The organism is Hyphomonas sp. UBA4505, assembly GCF_002388685.1.
GTDB lineage: Bacteria > Pseudomonadota > Alphaproteobacteria > Caulobacterales > Hyphomonadaceae > Hyphomonas.
In genome coordinates this window covers 152,682-171,648 of sequence record NZ_DGMZ01000011.1, presented here as the reverse complement: position 1 = coordinate 171,648, position 18,967 = coordinate 152,682, and the positions used below count along the sequence as shown (strand labels likewise).

Here is an 18,967-nt window from a genome sequence, read left to right as displayed (position 1 = left end):
ATACGTGAGTGACTTTTCTGTCAGGATAGATCCGCCCCGGATTTTCGATTTAAACCGTTACATTAGGAGAAAGCGGCCAAGCCTCTGTAATACAGTGGAATATTTCTGCAAATTTCGTGAAATATTTCGCACTGCACAAAAATGGGTGTTGCCCGGAAGCAACACCCAAATCCTGCCGGTTTCTAGCGGACAGTCGTCTTTATTTGGCTTTCAACGCCGCATGTGCCGCAGCGAGACGCGCGATTGGCACACGATACGGAGAGCATGACACGTAATCGAGTCCCGCCAACTGACAAAAGTTAATCGAAGCCGGGTCGCCGCCATGCTCACCGCAGATTCCAAGCTTGATTCCAGGACGTGATTTACGACCCCGCTCAGTAGCGATTTTGACCAATTCTCCTACGCCGACCTGGTCGAGCGTCACGAATGGGTCTTTTTCGTATATGCCTTTGTCCTCATAAATCTTGAGGAACCGGCCTGCATCATCGCGCGAAATGCCGAGTGTCGTCTGGGTCAAGTCATTCGTGCCGAACGAGAAGAACGCGGCGGATTGTGCAATCTCAGCAGCCTGAAGCGCCGCGCGTGGCAGCTCGATCATCGTGCCGACCATATAGTCCAGCGTGACACCCGTCTCGGAAAACACCGATTGGGCAACCTCGTCCACAACCGCTTTCAGGATTGCGAGCTCCTTGTGCGTGGCGACCAGTGGGATCATCACTTCCGGAATTGGCTTGCGACCCGTCTCCTTTGAAACATTAACGGCGGCTTCGAAAATAGCGCGCGCCTGCATCTCATAGATTTCGGGATAGGTGATGCCGAGACGGCAGCCGCGATGGCCCAGCATGGGATTGCTCTCATGCAGTTCTGCAGCCCGGCGGCGCAACTCATCCGCGCTGACGCCAGAAGCCTTGGCAACTTCGTCCATGTCCGCATCTGTGTGCGGCAGGAATTCGTGGAGCGGTGGGTCGAGCAGTCGGATCGTGGCTGGCCGATCTTCCAGAATGCGGAAGATTTCCTCGAAATCGCTCCGCTGCATCGGCAAGAGTTTGTCGAGCGCAGCGCGACGGCCACTCTCGCCATCCGCAAGGATCATCGCCCGCACTTCGGGGATACGCTCTTCTTCAAAGAACATGTGCTCAGTGCGGCAGAGGCCAACGCCTTCGGCGCCAAATTCAACCGCCGTACGCGTATCCAGAGGCGTTTCAGCATTGGCGCGCACTTTCAGCGTGCGCACCTTGTCAGCCCAGCTCATCAGCAAACCGAAATCACCCGACAGATCAGGTTGGCGCATTTCGACGGCGCCCATCATCACCTGACCGGTCGCCCCGTCCACAGTGATCACGTCGCCTTTCTTGATTTCACGGCCCATCACGCGGAACACGCCCGCCTTGGTATCGATCTGCAGGCCACCGGCGCCGCAGACACACGGCCGGCCCATGCCACGGGCCACAACGGCGGCGTGGCTGGTCATGCCGCCGCGTGCCGTAACAATGGCGCGGGAAGCATGCATGCCCTTGATGTCTTCCGGGCTGGTCTCGATGCGCACGAGGATCACGTCCTCGCCCTTTTCAGCCATGGCCCAGGCATCTTCTGACTCAAACACGACCTTCCCAACGGCCGCGCCGGGACTGGCGGGAAGGCCTATCACGATTACGTCGCGCTTGGCATCTTCAGAAATGGTTGGGTGAAGCAACTGGTCCAGCTGAGACGGTTCAAGGCGCAGGATGGCCTCCTCTTCCGTCACCAGGCCTTCGCGTGCCATGTCGACAGCGATCTTGAGCGCTGCGGCAGCGGTACGTTTGCCGTTACGGGTCTGCAGCATGTAGAGGCGGCCATCTTCGACCGTGAACTCGAGATCCTGCATATCCTTGTAGTGTTGCTCCAGCGTGTTCGCGACGTCGCGCAGCTGGGTATAGACTTCCGGCATCGACTCTTCGAGCGGCGCATCGGTCGAGCCCAGCGTATCTGCGCGCTCACGGGAGATCGGCGCGGGCGTACGGATGCCCGCCACCACGTCTTCGCCCTGAGCATTGATCAGATATTCGCCATAGAAGACCGGGTCACCATTCGACGGGTCGCGTGTGAACGCAACGCCTGTGGCAGACGTCTCGCCGAGATTACCGAACACCATGGCCTGCACATTGACCGCCGTGCCCCATTCTTCAGGAATATCATTCAGCTTGCGATAGGTGATCGCGCGGTCATTCATCCACGAACCGAACACCGCCGTGATGGCGCCCCAGAGCTGTTCCTTCGGATCATCCGGGAAAGGGCGACCAAGATTGTACTGAACCGCGTCCTTGTAGAGCGAGATGATCTGCTTCCAGTCATCGGCCGTCATCTCGGTATCGAGATCATAGCCCTGACGGTCTTTGTAATCGTCCAGAATGTGCTCAAACTCGTCATGGCTGATGTTCAACACGACATTGGAATACATCTGGATGAAGCGGCGATAGGAATCATAGGCGAAGCGTTCGCCGGCCTTTTTGGCCAGTCCTGCGGCAGCTGATTCGTTCAGGCCGAGGTTCAGGACCGTGTCCATCATGCCCGGCATCGAAGCGCGCGCGCCTGAGCGTACGGATACGAGCAGTGGATTTTCAGGGTCGCCGAAGCCCTTGCCGGTTTCCTGCTCGACGGCTGCGAGCGCGGCATCAACCTGCGCTTCCAGAGCTGCCGGATACTGGCGCTCCAATTCGTAATAAGCAGTACAGACTGCAGTCGTCAGCGTGAATCCCGGTGGCACGGGCAAACCCAACTTCGCCATTTCGGCGAGATTCGCGCCCTTGCCTCCGAGCAAATTCTTCATTGAGGCGTCGCCGTCTGCGCTCCCGCCTCCAAAAGCATACACCCAGGTTTCGTCTGCTGGCTTCAGTGCTGCTTCACCCATGAATTCTGCCTTCCGATACATATGTCGTGTCCCCCAAGTTAACGGGGGGCGAATTGCAATTCCTATGCTGCATTGCAGCGCCATTGGCCAGTGTCCGAAAGGGCACGCGGGGGGTGACAACGTTGTTCGTGACACATTGGCGCGTTCCCGTGCAGGCAGGCCGTTTCAGTCTGACACAAGGGCACGCGAGCGCCCTGACCTGCATCAGCCATCGATGCGGGAGAAATCCGCTACGCGGTGAAGTGTTCCACGGATTTTTGTGAGCAGCGCCAGACGATTTGCGCGCACAGCGGAATCCTCGTCATTGACCATGACCGCTTCGAAGAAAGCGTCCACCGGACCACGCAATTTGGCAAGTTCGGCCATAGCTGCGGTGAAATCCTCGGACTTCAGCGGATTTTCAATGGCGGCCTCGACATCGGACAGGGCTTTCGCGAGGGCTTTTTCCTCGGCTGGCCCCTTGGCGATGAGGGCGTCATTGACGGAGAGATCAGCAGGCAGATCGCCCTTTTTCTCCTCGGCCTTGAGGATGTTCGCGGCGCGCTTGTAGCCCGCGAGCAGGTTTGCGCCGTCTTCGGTATCAAGGAACGCGCCCAGAGCTTCGACGCGGCGCGTGATGAGCACGAGGTCATCTTCGCCGAGCGCGAAGACGGCGTCGATCAGGTCGTGGCGTTGGCCTTCATCCCGCAAATGCTGCTTCAAACGGTCCGCAAAGAACGAAAGCAGATCGAGCGAATCCAAAGAAAGCTTGGTTAGGCCGACAAACGGTCCATCCGAAATCTGCAGACCTTTCTGATTTTGGAATTCAAAATCTGACATACCAAGGATTCCTTGGAACCCAAGACGTAAATCATTGGCCAGAGTGATCCGAACGACACCTAGAGCTGCGCGGCGTAGCGCGAATGGGTCCTTTGATCCCGTAGGCTTCTCATCAATCGCCCAAAATCCAACCAGCGTATCCAGCTTGTCGGCGAGCGCGACGGCGATGCTCACCGGGTCGGTGGGCACGGAGTCGCTCGGGCCTTGCGGCTTGTAATGATCTCGGATGGCATCGGCGACGGCAGCCGGTTCGCCAGCCTCCAGCGCATAATACCGCCCCATCACGCCCTGCAATTCCGGGAACTCGCCAACCATTTCCGACACGAGGTCGGCCTTAGCGAGACGCGCGGCGCGTTCGGCAAGGCCCGGATCGGCGCCAACTTTGGGGGCGAGTTCGTGGGCGAGCGCGGCGACGCGCTCCACCTTGTCACCAAGGCTACCAAGCTCGGCCTTGAAGGCGATGGTCGAGAGCTTCTCGGCCATGTCTTCCAGGGGCGTCGCCTTGTCCTTCTCCCAGAAGAACCGGCCATCATCGAGCCGCGCCGACAGGACGCGGGAATTGCCCTCGGCGAGCTTCTTGCCGCCATCAGCGGCCTCGATGTTCGCTACCACGATGAAGTTCGGCGCCAGCTTCCCGGTCTTCCTGTCATTAACGGCGAAATATTTCTGGTGTGTCCGCATGGATAGCTGGATCACTTCCGGCGGCAGCGCCAGGAAGGCCGGGTCCATGTCGCCGAGCACGACGACCGGCCATTCGGCGAGGCCAACGACCTCTTCGAGCAGGCCCTTGTCTTCAATCCATTCGAGGCCAGCCTCGGCGCAAACCTTCTCGATGCCGGCGAGGATCACCTCCCGCCGCGCATCGCGCGTCAGCTTCACATGGCCAGCGCCACTGAGCTGGCTCTCATAATCCTTGCGAAAAGTTACCTTGAACGGCCCACGGCCATGCACGCGGTGGCCTTCGGTCTCGTCGCCACTGGAAATGCCATCCACTTCAAATGGCACCACTTTTCCGTCCAGCACACAGACAATCCGCTGCAACGGGCGCACCCAGCGCAGGTCACCCGTGCCCCAGCGCATGCTCTTGGGCCAATGGAAACCGCGAATGATGGCAGGCACAGCTTCGGCAATGATATCGGTCGCATCGCGGCCCGGCGTTTCGATCACGGCAACGTAGAAGTCGCCCTTCTTCGGATCGGAGCGCACTTCGGCCTGACTGATGTCACTCAGCCCCGCGCCACGCAGGAAGCCCTCGACCGCCTTGTCCGGCGCGCCGACCTTCGGGCCTTTGCGCTCTTCCTTCACATCCGCAGAGCGCTCTGTCAGGCCATCCATGAACACCGTCAGGCGTCGCGGGCCAGAGGCCGTTTCCAGCTTCGACCAGTTCAGCCCCGCCTCGCCCAGCGCCTTTTCCAGTGCAGTACCGAGATCACTCTCAGCCTTCGCCTGCATGCGCGCGGGGATTTCCTCTGAAAAGAGTTCGAGAATCAGGTCTGCCATGAAGGGGTCCAGCCAGTAGTTACAAGCCTGCACGGCATACTAGCGCGGGCGGCAGGGTCAAGCACCGGACGTGCAGATGGGGCGCTTAGTCAGCCCCAAAAGTGAGCTGCCAGAGTTGCAATGCGCCGCCCTTCATGGACACGACCAGCTTCTTGCCATCCGGCGCAAACTCAATCCAGTTGGCGCCGAACATACTCAGATCCTGCACCCCGGCAAGCAGGGCTCCGGTCTCGGCATCCCAGATCTTGCCGGACAAATCCATCGCACTGGTCGCCACGAATTCCCCGTCTGCACTGAAAGCGGCATTCCACAGTGGAGCATCATGGCCGGTCAGTTCGAGAACTTCACCGTCCGCGCTCCAAATACGGGCCGCCTTGTCCGCTGAGGCGACAAGAATGCGGTCTCCATCCTGGCTGAAGGTGGCGTAAGTAGCCGGAACCTCACCGGATTCGACCATGCGGAGCTGCTCGCCCGTCTCCGCATCCCAGACGCGGACCGTACCATCATTCGACGCTGTGACGATCCGGCTTGCATCAAAATTGAACCGCGCGGAACGGACTGCGCCGGAGTGCCCTGTCAGGCGCGACACCTCCTCGCCCGTTCGGGCGTCCCAGATACGTGCGGTTTCGTCATATGAGGCCGTAACCACCCGGTCCCCGAAGGGGCTGTATTCAGCATAGGAAACAACGCCCAGATGTCCATCAAGCACCAGCCGCGCCTCCTCGCCCAGCGCGCTCCAGATGCGCGCCGTGCCGTCTTCGGACGCCGTGATGAGGCGCTCTTCATTTGGGCTGAACCGCACAGTCAGGACCGGCGCGGTATGGCCTTTCAGTTCGGTCGACTGGCCATAAAGGCTTGGAGTCATGCCGACGATCCAGAGACGCGCCGTGTGATCGGCTGATGCACTTGCCACGTAGCGTCCGCTCAGGCTGTAGTCTACGCCATAGACTTCGTCCGTGTGGCCGTCCAAGTCTCCGAACCAGGATACAGATTTCAGCTGCAACCGCGTTCGGGCACAGGGCGGATTAGCGAGGTTCCGGCGCGCCACCTCGGCGAACTTCCCGTCGGGATATTGCTCCAGATGGCGGGCGTATTTGGTGCAAGGATCGACGGTCGTATAGCCCACGCTGGAGATTTCGACCCAATCCATCGTCTCCTGGTCCAGCACCGTCTTCAGGCGGCACTCCCCGGAAAAACAATAGTCGAGCGAAACGTCGGAATAGATTGCGGGGCGCTGCTCATGATTTATGGAGGAGGCGAGCATCGCGACCTCGCTGCGAGTTTCGTCCACGCTGCGCAACAAGGGATTGGCCGGATCGCTGAGGCGCGGCAACAGGCTGCGCGTGAAGACCGAATACGGGGACTCATCCTCCGGCCCCAGCCGGTCGAGCGCCTTCTGGCGGGTGCCTGCCGCATAGACCACGAGTGTGCCCGGCACGATCTCCAGCCGCGACAGTCCGCGCGTCACGCTGCGGGTTCCTGTATCGAAGGGATTGTCCCGGCAAGCATCCACGATGGCAAACAACAGGCCCGGCTTGCGCGCCTTGATCTCTGCCAGCACGTCAGTCGATAGCGACACAGTCTGGCGGCGCAGCGCGAATTCAGAAGATTCCAGCGGCGCATCGGTCATGGCCAGAAAATTGTCGGCGCCATCCGACCAGCCGTGTCCGGAAAAGATGAAAGCGACCTCGTCGCCGGGCTCAATGGATTGAAGAAAAGCGTCCAGTGCCTCGAGAAAGTCGATCGTGCCAGGGTCTATCAGGCGCGTGACTTCAAAGCCCAGCTCGCCCCCAAACGCTTCGGAATAGCCCGTGGCGTCTCCGGTCGTCTTTTGCAGGTCTGGCAATTGCTCATAGTCGCCGACACCGACGATCAGGGCACGTTTGGTCTTCGCGTCCGCGCCAAGCACGAGACACAGACCGACAAGGCAAACAAGTATCCAACGTAACATGACGCGTCCTCCCACACCGGAAGAGACTATCCCCATGAAGCCGAATGACCAAATCAGTCAGAGGTTAAATCTAGGCGGAAACGTCTTCCTGCTTGGCCCATTGCGCAGCGGCGCCGCGGGCGAGGTCTCGGACGCGGGCGATATAGGCCTGACGCTCGGTCGGGCTGATGGCGCCGCGTGCGTCGATCAGGTTGAACGTGTGCGAGGCTTTGAGGGCGTAATCATAAGCTGGCAACGGCTTGCCTGCATCGCGCAGGGCATTCGACTGGTTCTCGCAATCGGCAAACCAGCGCTTCAACATCTCGACATCGGAATGCTCGAAATTGAACGCTGATTGTTGTTTCTCGTTTTCGAGGAACACGTCGCCATAGGAGAGCGGCACTGCGCTGTCCGGATCGTTAAAGGGCAGATCATAGACATTGTCGACGCCGAACACATACATGGCGAGGCGTTCGAGCCCGTAGGTCAATTCGCCAGAGACCGGGAACACATCCAGTCCGCCAACCTGCTGGAAGTAGGTGTACTGGCTGACTTCCATCCCGTCGCACCAGACTTCCCAGCCAAGGCCCCAGGCGCCGACAGTCGGGTTCTCCCAGTCGTCTTCGACGAAGCGAATATCGTGAACAGTCGGGTCGATGCCAATGGCGTAGAGACTTTCCAGATAGAGGTCCTGCAAATCGTCGGGATTAGGCTTCAGGATGACCTGGAACTGGTAATAATGGCCGAGCCGGTTGGGATTTTCCCCATAACGCGCATCCTTCGGCCGCCGCGAGGGCTGGACATAGGCAGCACGCCAGTTCTTTGGCCCCAATGCCCGCAGCACAGTCGCCGGGTGCAAGGTGCCGGCGCCGACTTCCATGTCATAGGGCTGCAGGATCGCGCAGCCCTTATCGGCCCAATAGGCCTGAAGTGTCAGGATGAGGTCCTGAAAGGATTTCGGTTTGGCGTGCGCTTTGGGTGCGGTCATGGGGCAGATCCGAATATCGATTGGGTGTCGGGTTACAGCCGTGCGCAGGGCGAAGCAAGCACGGGAATGCGATCAGAATGACCCACGAGATTCATCATGATCATTTGACCCTGCCCCGCGCCCGGTGACCATGCGGTAAAACCCGCCATGCCCCAGCAAGGCCAGGACCAGACCAATGAACAGAAAGCCGAAGAACAACAGGCCGAACATGGCCAACTCCTTTTTCTATGCCCTTACCTCAATTCAGACCCTAGCCTGCAAATGTGGCAATTCCCAGAAAATCTGGATTACCAGTCGATCGCCCTGCCATGACGGATCGCATCCAGCGCTTCGCTGGCCTCACCGTCGGCGGTGTGAGTGACGAGGGGCGCGAGCAAACGTACCTCTCCCCGTCTCAATCCCTTGCGTCCCCGCACCAAAACCCGGCGCGCATCTTCGCCATGTTTCGGCGCGATGGGCAGAACGGTAATCTCTCCCGTCAGGCGATCCAGCACAGCGAGAATTCGGGCGAGTTCGGCAGCGCGATGAATTATCACAATGGGCGCACGCGGCTTGGCCGCAAACGCCATCGCCTTGATCCAACCATCGAGGCTGAGGGATTCGAGATATGCTCCAGCTTTCTCCGCTCCCGGCGCGGAGATCCTTCCTGGCTCGAAATATGGCGGGTTTGCAAAAACCAGATCGAACCGATTTTCCTTGTCGCGTACCCATTCGGCGGCATTGCCAGTCTCGACACTCACTCGGTCTTTGAAATTGTTTGACGAGACAGATTGCCGTGCGAGGTCAGTCATGACCGCATCAATATCCACGCCTGTCACCTGCATCTGCGACAATCGAAATGCGGCCGTCATCAGCGCCCCACCGCATCCACAGCCTATTTCAAGGGCCGCGCCGCCGGACTTTTCGGGAAGGGCCGCGGCCAGCATCAGCGAGTCTGTGCTGGCTCTGAAGCCCTTTTCAGGTTGGAACAGGGTGACCCGCCCCTGGTAAAGGGTATCTTCTGTGATCTGCCCCACTAGCCGCGTTCGACTTCGGCCAAGGCTGCGTCGGCAGCAGGCAACAATTCCTCCGGCACCATGACGCGCCTCGGAAACGCGCCGATATTGCCCTCGACAGCGGAGATATGCTGATCAGCGATGAAATATTCGATGCCCGCCTCCTGCAGCAGGTGCTCAACATAGCTCAGCTTGACGACATCATTGGTGCGAAAGACTTCCTTCATTCGGTCGCCGAACCGCGCAGATTGATATCCACTGAGCGGGCATCATAGACACTCGGCCGATCAGGTTTGTCGCCTTTGCCGGTGACGATTTCGAGGACTTCGGTAACCGACCCGCTATTGCCACCCCCTAGCGGAATGCCGATCCCTACGCCGACCCCGACGCTGCTGTGGCCGCGAGAGCCCGATGAACCGCCAATGGAGACGCTGGAACCACCGCTACGGCTGTCTTCACTGCGTTCGGCAAAGCTGCTGGTTATCTCAAACCAGTCAGAGCCCTCCAGAAGCGTCAGTTCAGCTGCACGCAGCAAGGCCCGGTCACGCGCCTTCGACGGACTGGAGTCGGTATAGGAGACCTGGTATCGGCCCGTTTCGATCTGTTGGCTGGAATAGCCCATCGCTCCGGACTTGGATGCGGGCCCGTAGGCCGCGTTCGACGTACATGCAGCGAGCAGGCCAGCGGCGAGCAGAATTGCATATGGCTTCATGTGGGAACCCTTCCTTGTTGGAATATTCTCAACGGCCCAATTGCCTGAATGTTTCGCACACACGGCGAGGATTCGCCACAACACTTCGCTGTGAGATGCGTCGGGGTGCCACGTCGCGCTTGATGCGAACCCATCCTACGACTATTTCCCATTTCGTCAGAGAAATGATGGGAGCCAGTGAAAACGTGACCCTTGCGCCAAAACCAAGAGGCAAAGAGGCAGTCGGTTCCATTGTGGATCGGATGCAAACGCTCGTGGCCAAGGACCTCGGTGAGGTCGAGACCTTGCTGGCGACCCGCGCAGCAAGCCCGATATCGGTCATTCCGGATCTGTCCGGTTACATTGTGTCGGCGGGCGGCAAGCGCCTGCGACCCTTGATAACCCTCATTTCTGCACATGCCGTGGGCACGCCGAACAAGGCAACACATGCTCTTGCAGCGGCCGTGGAGTTCATCCACACCGCCACGCTGCTGCACGATGACGTGGTGGACGAAAGCGATCTGCGACGCGGGAAACCTGCTGCCAAGGCAATTTGGGGCAACAAGGCCTCCATCCTGGTGGGGGACTTCCTGTTTGCGCGCGCATTCAACCTGCTGGTTGAAACCAACAGTCTCGAAATCCTGAACCGGCTCGCCACAGCATCCACGGTGATTGCCGAAGGCGAAGTTCGCCAGTTGGCCGCGATGCAGGCCCGGGATCTGCCAACCGAAGACTATCTGGCAATTATTGAAGCGAAGACTGGCGCGCTGTTCGAGGCCGCTGCCGAGACCGGCGCCATGTCGGTCGGTAGTGATGATCACGCTCATGCGCTTGCCACATACGGCAAGAATCTGGGTCTCGCCTTCCAGATCATCGATGACGTGCTGGACTATGGTGGCACCACGTCGGTAATTGGCAAATCAGTTGGCGATGACTTCCGCGAATGCAAAATTACACTGCCCGTCATCGTCGCGAAGCGACGCGGCTCAGATGAAGACCGTCTGTTCTGGGACCGAGCCATGAATTCCGAAACGCAACAGGACGCCGATCTGGCTCACGCTGTTCATCTGATCCGGGCCACTGGGGCTGCAGACGCCACCGTTCAGGAGGCCGAGGCCTATGCTGCGCTGGCCAAGGGCGCGCTGAGAACGCTCGAAGAGTCCCCCTATCGCAGCGCACTCGAAGATCTGGCCGATTTCTGCGTTAGCCGGGCCTACTGAGTCCGCGAGCGTTCGAGCCACCAAAAGACTGATCCGATAGCGGCAAGGGCAACCAGTGCCGTCAATTGTAGAACCGGGAAATCATCGGCCTGGTCAGTGGACTCTGCTGCGCCAAACATGGTGACCACACCCATCACCGCGCAAATCAGTGTCATACTCCACCAGAAGGTCGCGACACTGAGGTGGCCCCAACCGCGGGCAATCAGCCGCTGATAGGCGTGATCGGTGTGCGCCTGAAGAAGATTGCGCCCCTTGAATGTGCGCCACGCTAGCGTCAGCAAGACGTCAATCAGAAACGGCAGGGCAAGCGTGAGCGCCAGAAGCGCGGCGCGAACGCCGTCCATGCCGTCGCCAAGGTGGTAGACGGCCATCAAGCCAAACAGTCCGCCGGCGCCTAGAGATCCGCAGTCTCCGGCATAGAGGCCGCCTCGCAAGTTCCACACAAGAAAGCCTAGCACAGCTCCGAACATGGCGAACTGGGCGATCATGGCAAATTCCCCGATCGGGTCGGGTACACAGCTACCAAAGCACAGCATCAGCACGGCAAAGAGCGGGAACAAAGCCACATGCATGATCGCAATCGATCCCAGCGCGAGGCCGTTGGCGCCGTCCATGAAATTGACCGCATTCGTAATCACGATCAGCCAGACAATGACCGCAATACCAAGGAGCCATCCACCTGTCCCGCCCGACATGAAGAATGGTATGGCCGCAATGACAGCCCAACCGCACAGCAGCGCGAGCTTCAACAAGGCTGACAGGCCGAGCCAGTCATCGAGGAAGCCGATTGCCCAAGGCGTGACGGCTAGCGCAACTGCAAACAAAATCCTGCCCGCGGGCATCTGAGCCAATGACGAGGGTTCTGCCATGACCGCGAACGCACCCAGCGTAATCAGGATCGCGCCGAAGATACCGATCCCGCCCGTGCGAGGCACAGGCGCTGCCTGCTGTTTACGGCCACCATCCGGAGCATCGAGCAGCGGCAAATGACGCGCCAGGGTGCACAGGACGAAAGAAATCAACGCCGCTCCGGCAACGAGGTAGAAAATCGTCATCGCGCGTCCCCCAAGCTTGTTGCACGAATCCACCACTTGGGATGGGCGCACTCAAGATCCCTTGCCGCAGACTGCGCGTCTTCATCGGTTGCAAACAGCGCGAAACAGGTTCCGCCCGATCCACTCATTCTTACGAGACGACTTCCCGGCACCACATTGAGGACGTCAAGCACCTCCCCGATAGCTGGTACAAGGCGCACCGCTGGGGATTGAAGATCGTTACGTTGGTGCGCCAGCCATGCGATCAACTCTTCCGGCGAACGCATTTCAGGCACGGCTTCGAGGGCGCTGAAAGCACTTTTGCCCCCTTCTGCGTCAAAGGCCCGGAAAACCGGCCCGGTCGGGCAGTCGACCGCTGGATTCACCAGAACAGCTGGCAATCGAGGGAGGTTCTTTTGCGGGCGAACTTGTTCGCCTTCGCCCTGCATCAACGCCGTCCGCCCTTCCAGCGCAACAGGCACATCGCCGCCCAGCGGCACCGCGACCTGTCGGACAAGATCGCGCTCCAATGACCACAATTTCTGAAGAACGCGCAACGTCGCGCCGGCATCCGCCGAACCGCCGCCAATTCCCGCTGCCACGGGAAGATGCTTGTCAAGCGTCAGCGCAGCACCGTGCGATCTGCCCTCGGCCACGCACAGAGCTTGCGCTGCGCGCAGGACGAGATTGTCACCACCGACTTCCAGGCCGCTGGATCGTGGCCCCGTGACACTGAGGGTCAGAGTATCTGCGGACTCAGCAGATACCCGGTCGGCCGCTTCCGGCCCTGCGAACATGACGAGCGAATCGAGCGGATGACGGCCGTTTTTTTGTACGGTTCCGACATGCAGGAACAGGTTTACCTTGGCGGGCGCGAGAGATGTCGGCATGTCAGACTGCCACAGCGACTAGGGACGAACAGGCTTGGGAAGTTGCGCGCCTGCACCAGATTCAGCCTGTTTGACCAATGGCACGTTCGGACCGGCGACCAGCTTGGCCTCAATTCGGTCGCGCTCGCCATCCGCAGGATCGAGCGTCAACGAACGCCGCCACTGGAATCGCGCCTCAAGCTTGCGGCCGGTCTGCCAATAGGCGTCACCCAAATGATCGTTCAGAACAGGATCGCCAGGCTCAAGCTCGACTGCGCGTTCCAGATGCTGCGTAGCAGTCTCGTAATCCCCCAGCCGGTAGTGCGCCCAGCCAAGGCTGTCGATGATATAGCCTTCATTTGGCTCCATCTCCGCAGCCCGTCGGATCATATCCATGGCGAAGTCGAGGTGCTCACCCCGATCAACATAGGAATAGCCGACATAATTCAGCAGTGATGCGTCGTCCGGCTGCAGAGCCAAAGCCTTCAGCAAGTCGCGCTCACCTTCGGGCCAGTCGCCGAGCTCTCCACGTGATACACCGCGCGCATAGAACAATCGCCAGTCCTCACGCTTGTGGCTTGCATCATCGCGGATGATCTCTGTCAGCAAGGCCTCTGCCTGTTCCTGTCTCCCAACAGCGCGATAGAGGTCTGCAATCTGGATCTGCAAGCCCCTGTCCGGAGAATGGTCCAGGGCCTCGGCGGCAACGGCGAGGGCAGACTGACTGCGTCCACTGCGCTGCAGGGCCCAGGCGATCTGCCCCCGCGAAGTAGCATAGAAAGCTGACGTTTCAGGCACACGCGCCAGCACGCCAATGGCTTCGTCCCAGCGTTCCGCATTCGAGAGAGATTGTGCCCAGAGGGATCGCGCAACGTGAAGCTCCGGATCAAGTGCCAGCGCCAGCACGAAGTATACGGCTGAGACATCATCGCTTGTCTGGCTCATCAAAGCGGCCGCCGGAACATAGATGGCCAGCGCGGCCCCCTCATCCGGGGTCAGCCTCCGAACCTTGATCTTGTCGCCCGATGCAATCGCCTGGCTCAGGCGCGCAATAGAGGCGTTATGGCCAACTTGTTCGTCAAACGTATTCAGAATTTCCAACGCCCTGTCACGTTGGCCACGGGAGGCCAACAACTGGGCGTGTGCTTCCACACCAACGGCAAGGCGGGCGCTCGAATCCCACAGCGTGTCAAAAACCGACAGCGCGGCATCATCATTACCGGCCGACATCTCGATCAGCCCCATCATGTAGAGCGTTGCGCTGTCCAGCCGTGGATCGCCAGACAGGCCATCTTCGAGATACCGGACGGCAGCATCCGTCCCTTGTGTATCAACTACGCGCCAAGCCGACAGTCCGCGCGCAATCATGCGGTTGAACGGCCCGAAACGAGACTGCTCCAGCATTTGCTTCGCGTCATCTTCCCGACCGACCCGAAGAGCTTCCACAGCCAGGGTCAATCTAACGAGAGCGGCCTCGCTGCCGAGGGTGTTTGCCCGCTTCGCCACCCGCACGCCTTCGCGATAATCGCCAGACAGAAGCGACGCAAACAAGGCGCGATCAGCAATACCAGATTTCTCCGGTGCAGAATCAATCGCCAGAGCGTAATGCTCGGCCGCCTTTTGGGGATCATTGGTCATCGCCGCAAAGCGCGCGATCAGAAAATCGCTGTACGCCTCGGCCTCAGTCGGACGACCATTGTGGACGAGCGAAGAATCCAAATGGCTCAATCCACCACTTGAACACGACGCTGACAGCGCCAGAAGCGACGACGCCACAAGAAAACGCAACAATATCATAGGAGCCAACTTCTCAGTAACGGTGCGCCGCTGCAAGGGATTTCCCCCGCTCTAGCCCTGTCCCGCCAACAGAATGTCCTGCTTGTCAAAAAAGCGGTCGATGCCGCGCTTGACCGCCGACATGGCATTGCGCAGGTCGCGGTCGGACTGCAGGCGCTTTGCGTCGGCCCGGTTCGTCACGAAGCCCATTTCCAGAAGCACCGCCGGAACATCCGGCGCCAGCAAAACATAGAAGCCTGCCTCGCGGTGTGTATTGCGCAGCACAGGGCCGGACTTCTCCAGTTCCGGCAGAAGCATTTCCGCAAATTCAGACGAGTGCGTCTTGGTTTCACGCTTTACGAGATCTTCGAGGATGCCACTGACACGTTGCGGGGCGCCGTCCTCGAGCGGAATGCGCCAATTGTTGCGATTGGCTTCCTTGTCGATCCGGCGCTCACCACTCGCGCTGATCGTATAGACGGATGCGCCGGCAACGTCGCGACTGGCCGCAGCGTCCGCATGTAAGGAAATGAACAGGTCAGCGCCCCAATCGCGCGCCATGCTGACGCGCACCTCATGGTCGACATAGACATCCGTGTCGCGCGTCAGCCGCACCGTATAGCGGGGGTCCGCCTGAAGGATATTCTTGAGTGCGAGTGCCGCCCGCAAGGTGATGTCCTTTTCCACACCGCCTGTAATCGCCATGGCACCCGGGTCCTTACCACCATGCCCCGCATCGATAACAACCGTGTAGGATTGGTTTGCGACGCGCTGGGACGCTGGCAACGGAGCATCAGGTCTCATTGATGCGAGTTCAATTGCGAGTTCTTCCTTGCGCTTTTTGGCCTGATAGGAGGCAAGCTTGCGCATATCTTTCTTCGCCACGCTGCTGAAGCGCGCGGCCGACACGGTCTGAAGGTCAACGATTACCCGGTAGGATGGCTCGTTGCCCGCAGGTGGCAGGGACAAGGTCCGCGCGACCATCAACGGGCGCTCAAGCGCGAAGCTGAGCGTTCCCTCGGAGAGCGCCCAGGTGGCAACACCACCACCCCCATCACCCACAGCAGGGGTCACTGGCCCATCAACTGGCAGCACGAGGCTGCGAGCGTTTCCCGATTCGGCAAGGAAGGCGCGACCTTCCTGCTCGGAATCTGCCCACACGGTGATTCGAGTCGGCTCTCCATTGCCAACAACCTGCACCCGGCTGACATCGGCGGATGCGGCAAAACCCGCACCCAGACAGGCAATCACAAGGCAAACAAAGCGTAAAATAGTCATCAGGATCGCATGTATTCCAGATTCGAAGGTTTTCCCTACCAGACCGATTATTAACCCAGCATTGACCACAGGTTACGTATTACACAGCCTCAGCGCCCTTTTTGGTCTTTTCTTGACGGTCAAAATTGGGCAGTATCATCCGGTAGCCGCCAATCAGGCCTACCAAGCAAGTTTCCCAACGTCGCGACAGCGATCCCGGCTTCACCGAAAAGGCAAGCGGGCGCCGCGCTCCGGAAAGCAGAGAAGATGTACGCGGGTGCAGTAGTCAAAACCGATTTTCCTGTACTGCCCATGGGGCAGTCGGGTCGGCGTGACCGTATCCTCCCCCTAAATTTACAGACCGGCCCTGCGGCTGGCTTGAGGTGCGTTGACGCATCCAAAGCTGCTGCGCCGGCTCATAAGGTTCCTTTACATGAGCAAACTCATGCTAATCGACGCCTCGCACACGGAAGAGACCCGTGTTGCGATCGTCAACAATGGTCAGGTCGACGACTTTGACTTTGAAACAACTGGCAACGAACAACTCCGCGGAAACATCTACCTCGCAAAAGTAACGCGTGTAGAGCCGTCGCTTCAGGCGGCATTCGTTGAGTATGGCGGCAATCGCCACGGTTTCCTGGCCTTCAGCGAAATCCACCCCGACTATTACCAGCTGCCCGCGGAAGACCGCGAAGCCCTGCTGAAGGAAGCAGCCGAAGAGGCCGCTGCCCAGATCGAAGACGACGATGATGAAGATGGCGATGCAGTCGACATCGACGATGAAGACGACGTCGACAACGATGCAAGCGACGATGACTCTGACGAGTCGGAAGACTCCACCGATAATGAAAGCGGTGAAGCCAAGGCTGCCGCCGCACCCCGCCGGAAGAAGTCCAGCCGGGCTTCGATCTCCAAGCGCTACAAGATCCAGGAAGTCATTCGTCGCCGTCAGGTGATGCTTGTCCAGGTCGTCAAGGAAGAACGTGGCAACAAGGGCGCAGCCCTGACCACCTATCTCTCCCTCGCCGGTCGCTACTCGGTCCTGATGCCGAACACGCCGCGCGGAGGCGGCATTTCCCGCAAGATCGTCAATGGCGCAGACCGCAAGCGCCTGAAATCCATCGTCTCCGAGCTGGATGTGCCGGACGGCATGGGCCTGATCGTGCGGACCGCAGGCGCCAAGCGCACCAAGGCCGAGATCAAGCGTGACTATGAATATCTTTCCAAGCTTTGGGAAAACATTGTCGAGAAGACACTGACATCCGAAGCTCCGATGCTGATCAATGCCGAGGGCGGTCTCGTCCACCGGGCAATGCGCGACATGTTCGACAAGGATATCGAGGAGGTCCTTGTTCATGGTGAAGAGGCCTATCGCGAAGCGAAGGATCTCGCCAAGCTCATCATGCCGAGCCAGTCCAAGAAGGTTCAGCAATGGAAAGAGGAAGACCCGCTTTTCGTGGCCGAAGCGGTCGAGCAGCAGCTCGATTCCATCTACTCCCCGACCGTCCAACTGAAATCCGGCGGCTATCTCGTCATCAACCAGACCGAAGCCCTGGTTGCGATCGATGTGAACTCCGGCAAGTCGACACGTGAGCGCAACATTGAGCAGACGGCTGTGCGGACGAACCTCGAGGCAGCTGAGGAAGCCTGCCGCCAGATGCGCCTGCGCGACCTGGCTGGTCTCATCGTGATCGATTTCATCGACATGGACGAGAACAAGAACAATCGCGCCGTCGAGAAAAAGCTGAAGGACCACCTCAAGGTGGACCGGGCCCGCGTCCAGCATGGTCGCATCTCTCAATTCGGCCTGATGGAAATCTCACGCCAGCGTCGCCGTCAGGGCGTGCTGCAGGCAACCTCCGATCCGTGCGAAGCGTGTAACGGCACTGGCCGTCGCCGCTCTATCCCGTCGGCGGCACTTCAGCTGATCCGGGCCATCGAGGCCCGCGCCTCCATGGGCGGCCTGAAAGCCATTTCCGTGAAGGCTCCGACCGATGTCGCGCTCTACCTGCTAAACAACAAGCGCGAAGCGCTGGTCGAAGTCGAACAGGTGGCCGGCTTTGCTGTCTCGATTCACTCGTCAGAAGACATGCTGCCAGGCGATTTCGTGATCGATGCAGAGCGCGACCCGAATGGAAAGCCGAAGAAGCGCAAGCCACCACGCTCGCTCGCCAAGCCGAGCAAGCAAATCGTCAGTGATGACGAGGATGAAGATGACGAGAGCGAAGACGACACGTCCGAAGCCTCTGCTGATCAAGATGACGAATCCACAAGCACCCGCCGCAAGCGCCGTCGGCGCCGAGGCGGTCGTGGCCGCAAACAAGAGGCAGCTGAGTCGCAAGACGATGAATCCCGGCTCGACGGCGAGGACGCCGAGGATGACGGCGATGACACCGCCGAGGCCGCGTCAGACAGTGACGACGATTCAGAGGATGGCGCCCCTCGCAAGCGCCGCCGCCGAGGCCGTCGCGGAGGTCGTCGGCGGCGCCGGTCTTCAGACACCCGCAACGAGGCAGCCGATGGAGCGCCAACAGATGGCGGCGCCTATCTGGACGGCCTCGCTGCGAGCGCTCCGGAAATGCTGGACGATGTTCCGCCGTCCGAGGCCAAAGTAGAGGAGCCGGTAACCGCAGAAGCTGAAACTGCTCCGGACGAACCGAAGACGGAAGAGACTTCTGGTGACAGTGAGGAAAAGCCGGCCAAGACGAAGCGCCCCCGCCGATCCCGCAGCAAGAAGAAGGAAGCCCCTGTGGCAGCCGACACCGGCGATGCACCAGAGACCAACGATCCTGTTGAAGCTGAACCCACTCCAGCATCCAAGCCTGCTTCAGAGCCAGAGCCTGTTGCAGAAACGCCAGCCCCGGAGCCTCAGCCTGAAGTGGCGCCCGCCATGGTCGAACAGGCTGCGCCAGACCCCATTCCTGAGCCTGCCGCAAAGCCCTCCAAAAAGGCCGAGCCAAAACGCGCCGGCTGGTGGTCCCGCGCCAAGCGCTAGGCGATT

Annotated in this window: 14 protein-coding genes; 2 read left to right on the top strand and 12 right to left on the bottom strand. The window is 59.7% G+C overall.

The features are described from left to right. Positions 1–199: 199 nt before the first annotated feature. The 8 genes from ppdK to B3527_RS08000 all read right to left on the bottom strand — a co-directional run bounded on the left by ppdK (position 200) and on the right by B3527_RS08000 (position 9,831). The gene (gene ppdK, locus B3527_RS08035) at positions 200–2,908 is read right to left on the bottom strand and encodes a pyruvate, phosphate dikinase (RefSeq protein ID WP_290479008.1); all 2,709 of its coding nucleotides are present in this window, start codon (positions 2,906–2,908) and stop codon (positions 200–202) included. 183 nt (positions 2,909–3,091) lie between these two features. After that, the gene (glyS, locus tag B3527_RS08030; RefSeq protein WP_290479009.1) at positions 3,092–5,206 is read right to left on the bottom strand and encodes a glycine--tRNA ligase subunit beta; all 2,115 of its coding nucleotides are present in this window, start codon (positions 5,204–5,206) and stop codon (positions 3,092–3,094) included. Between the two features lie 85 nt (positions 5,207–5,291). Continuing rightward, the gene (locus B3527_RS08025; RefSeq protein ID WP_290479010.1) at positions 5,292–7,157 is read right to left on the bottom strand and encodes a caspase family protein; all 1,866 of its coding nucleotides are present in this window, start codon (positions 7,155–7,157) and stop codon (positions 5,292–5,294) included. A 70-nt stretch (positions 7,158–7,227) separates the two neighbouring features. Continuing rightward, a complete protein-coding gene (locus tag B3527_RS08020; protein WP_206992616.1) occupies positions 7,228–8,124 on the bottom strand; it encodes a glycine--tRNA ligase subunit alpha in 897 nt (298 codons plus the stop codon). Positions 8,125–8,196: 72 nt separating this feature from the next. Further along, positions 8,197–8,334: a hypothetical protein gene (locus B3527_RS08015; protein ID WP_156947859.1), complete on the bottom strand. Its 138-nt coding sequence runs from the start codon at positions 8,332–8,334 to the stop codon at positions 8,197–8,199. 77 nt (positions 8,335–8,411) lie between these two features. Continuing rightward, positions 8,412–9,140, bottom strand: a complete 729-nt coding sequence (locus B3527_RS08010; protein ID WP_290481267.1) for a tRNA1(Val) (adenine(37)-N6)-methyltransferase — start codon at positions 9,138–9,140, stop codon at positions 8,412–8,414. Then, the gene (locus tag B3527_RS08005) at positions 9,140–9,346 is read right to left on the bottom strand and encodes a DUF2007 domain-containing protein (RefSeq protein WP_290479011.1); all 207 of its coding nucleotides are present in this window, start codon (positions 9,344–9,346) and stop codon (positions 9,140–9,142) included. The genes B3527_RS08010 and B3527_RS08005 overlap by 1 nt, the downstream gene beginning before the upstream one ends. Further along, positions 9,343–9,831 carry a CC0125/CC1285 family lipoprotein gene (locus tag B3527_RS08000; RefSeq protein ID WP_034814019.1) on the bottom strand — a complete coding sequence of 163 codons (489 nt, stop codon included), beginning with the start codon at positions 9,829–9,831 and terminating at the stop codon, positions 9,343–9,345. Before B3527_RS08000 ends, B3527_RS08005 begins: the two co-directional genes overlap by 4 nt. Positions 9,832–9,998: 167 nt before the next feature. On the opposite strand from B3527_RS08000, the gene B3527_RS07995 reads away from it, so the two are divergent. Continuing rightward, the gene (locus tag B3527_RS07995) at positions 9,999–11,030 is read left to right on the top strand and encodes a polyprenyl synthetase family protein (RefSeq protein ID WP_034814020.1); all 1,032 of its coding nucleotides are present in this window, start codon (positions 9,999–10,001) and stop codon (positions 11,028–11,030) included. Here the strand turns inward: B3527_RS07995 and B3527_RS07990 are convergent. From B3527_RS07990 to B3527_RS07975, 4 genes are all read right to left on the bottom strand, one after another. Then, the gene (locus B3527_RS07990) at positions 11,024–12,085 is read right to left on the bottom strand and encodes a glycosyltransferase family 4 protein (RefSeq protein WP_206992613.1); all 1,062 of its coding nucleotides are present in this window, start codon (positions 12,083–12,085) and stop codon (positions 11,024–11,026) included. The two genes, B3527_RS07995 and B3527_RS07990, sit on opposite strands and share 7 nt — an antisense overlap. After that, positions 12,082–12,954 carry a 4-(cytidine 5'-diphospho)-2-C-methyl-D-erythritol kinase gene (locus B3527_RS07985; protein ID WP_290479012.1) on the bottom strand — a complete coding sequence of 291 codons (873 nt, stop codon included), beginning with the start codon at positions 12,952–12,954 and terminating at the stop codon, positions 12,082–12,084. The genes B3527_RS07990 and B3527_RS07985 overlap by 4 nt, the downstream gene beginning before the upstream one ends. 18 nt (positions 12,955–12,972) lie before the next feature. Next, positions 12,973–14,652 (bottom strand): tetratricopeptide repeat protein, encoded by a 1,680-nt coding sequence (locus B3527_RS07980; protein ID WP_290479013.1) that lies wholly within the window; start codon positions 14,650–14,652, stop codon positions 12,973–12,975. A 129-nt stretch (positions 14,653–14,781) separates the two neighbouring features. Further along, a complete protein-coding gene (locus B3527_RS07975; RefSeq protein WP_206992610.1) occupies positions 14,782–15,987 on the bottom strand; it encodes an N-acetylmuramoyl-L-alanine amidase family protein in 1,206 nt (401 codons plus the stop codon). Positions 15,988–16,399: 412 nt separating this feature from the next. Here B3527_RS07975 and B3527_RS07970 point away from each other — a divergent pair, with 412 nt between their 5' ends. Then, positions 16,400–18,961 (top strand): Rne/Rng family ribonuclease, encoded by a 2,562-nt coding sequence (locus B3527_RS07970; protein ID WP_290479014.1) that lies wholly within the window; start codon positions 16,400–16,402, stop codon positions 18,959–18,961. The last annotated feature ends 6 nt before the right edge of the window (positions 18,962–18,967 follow it).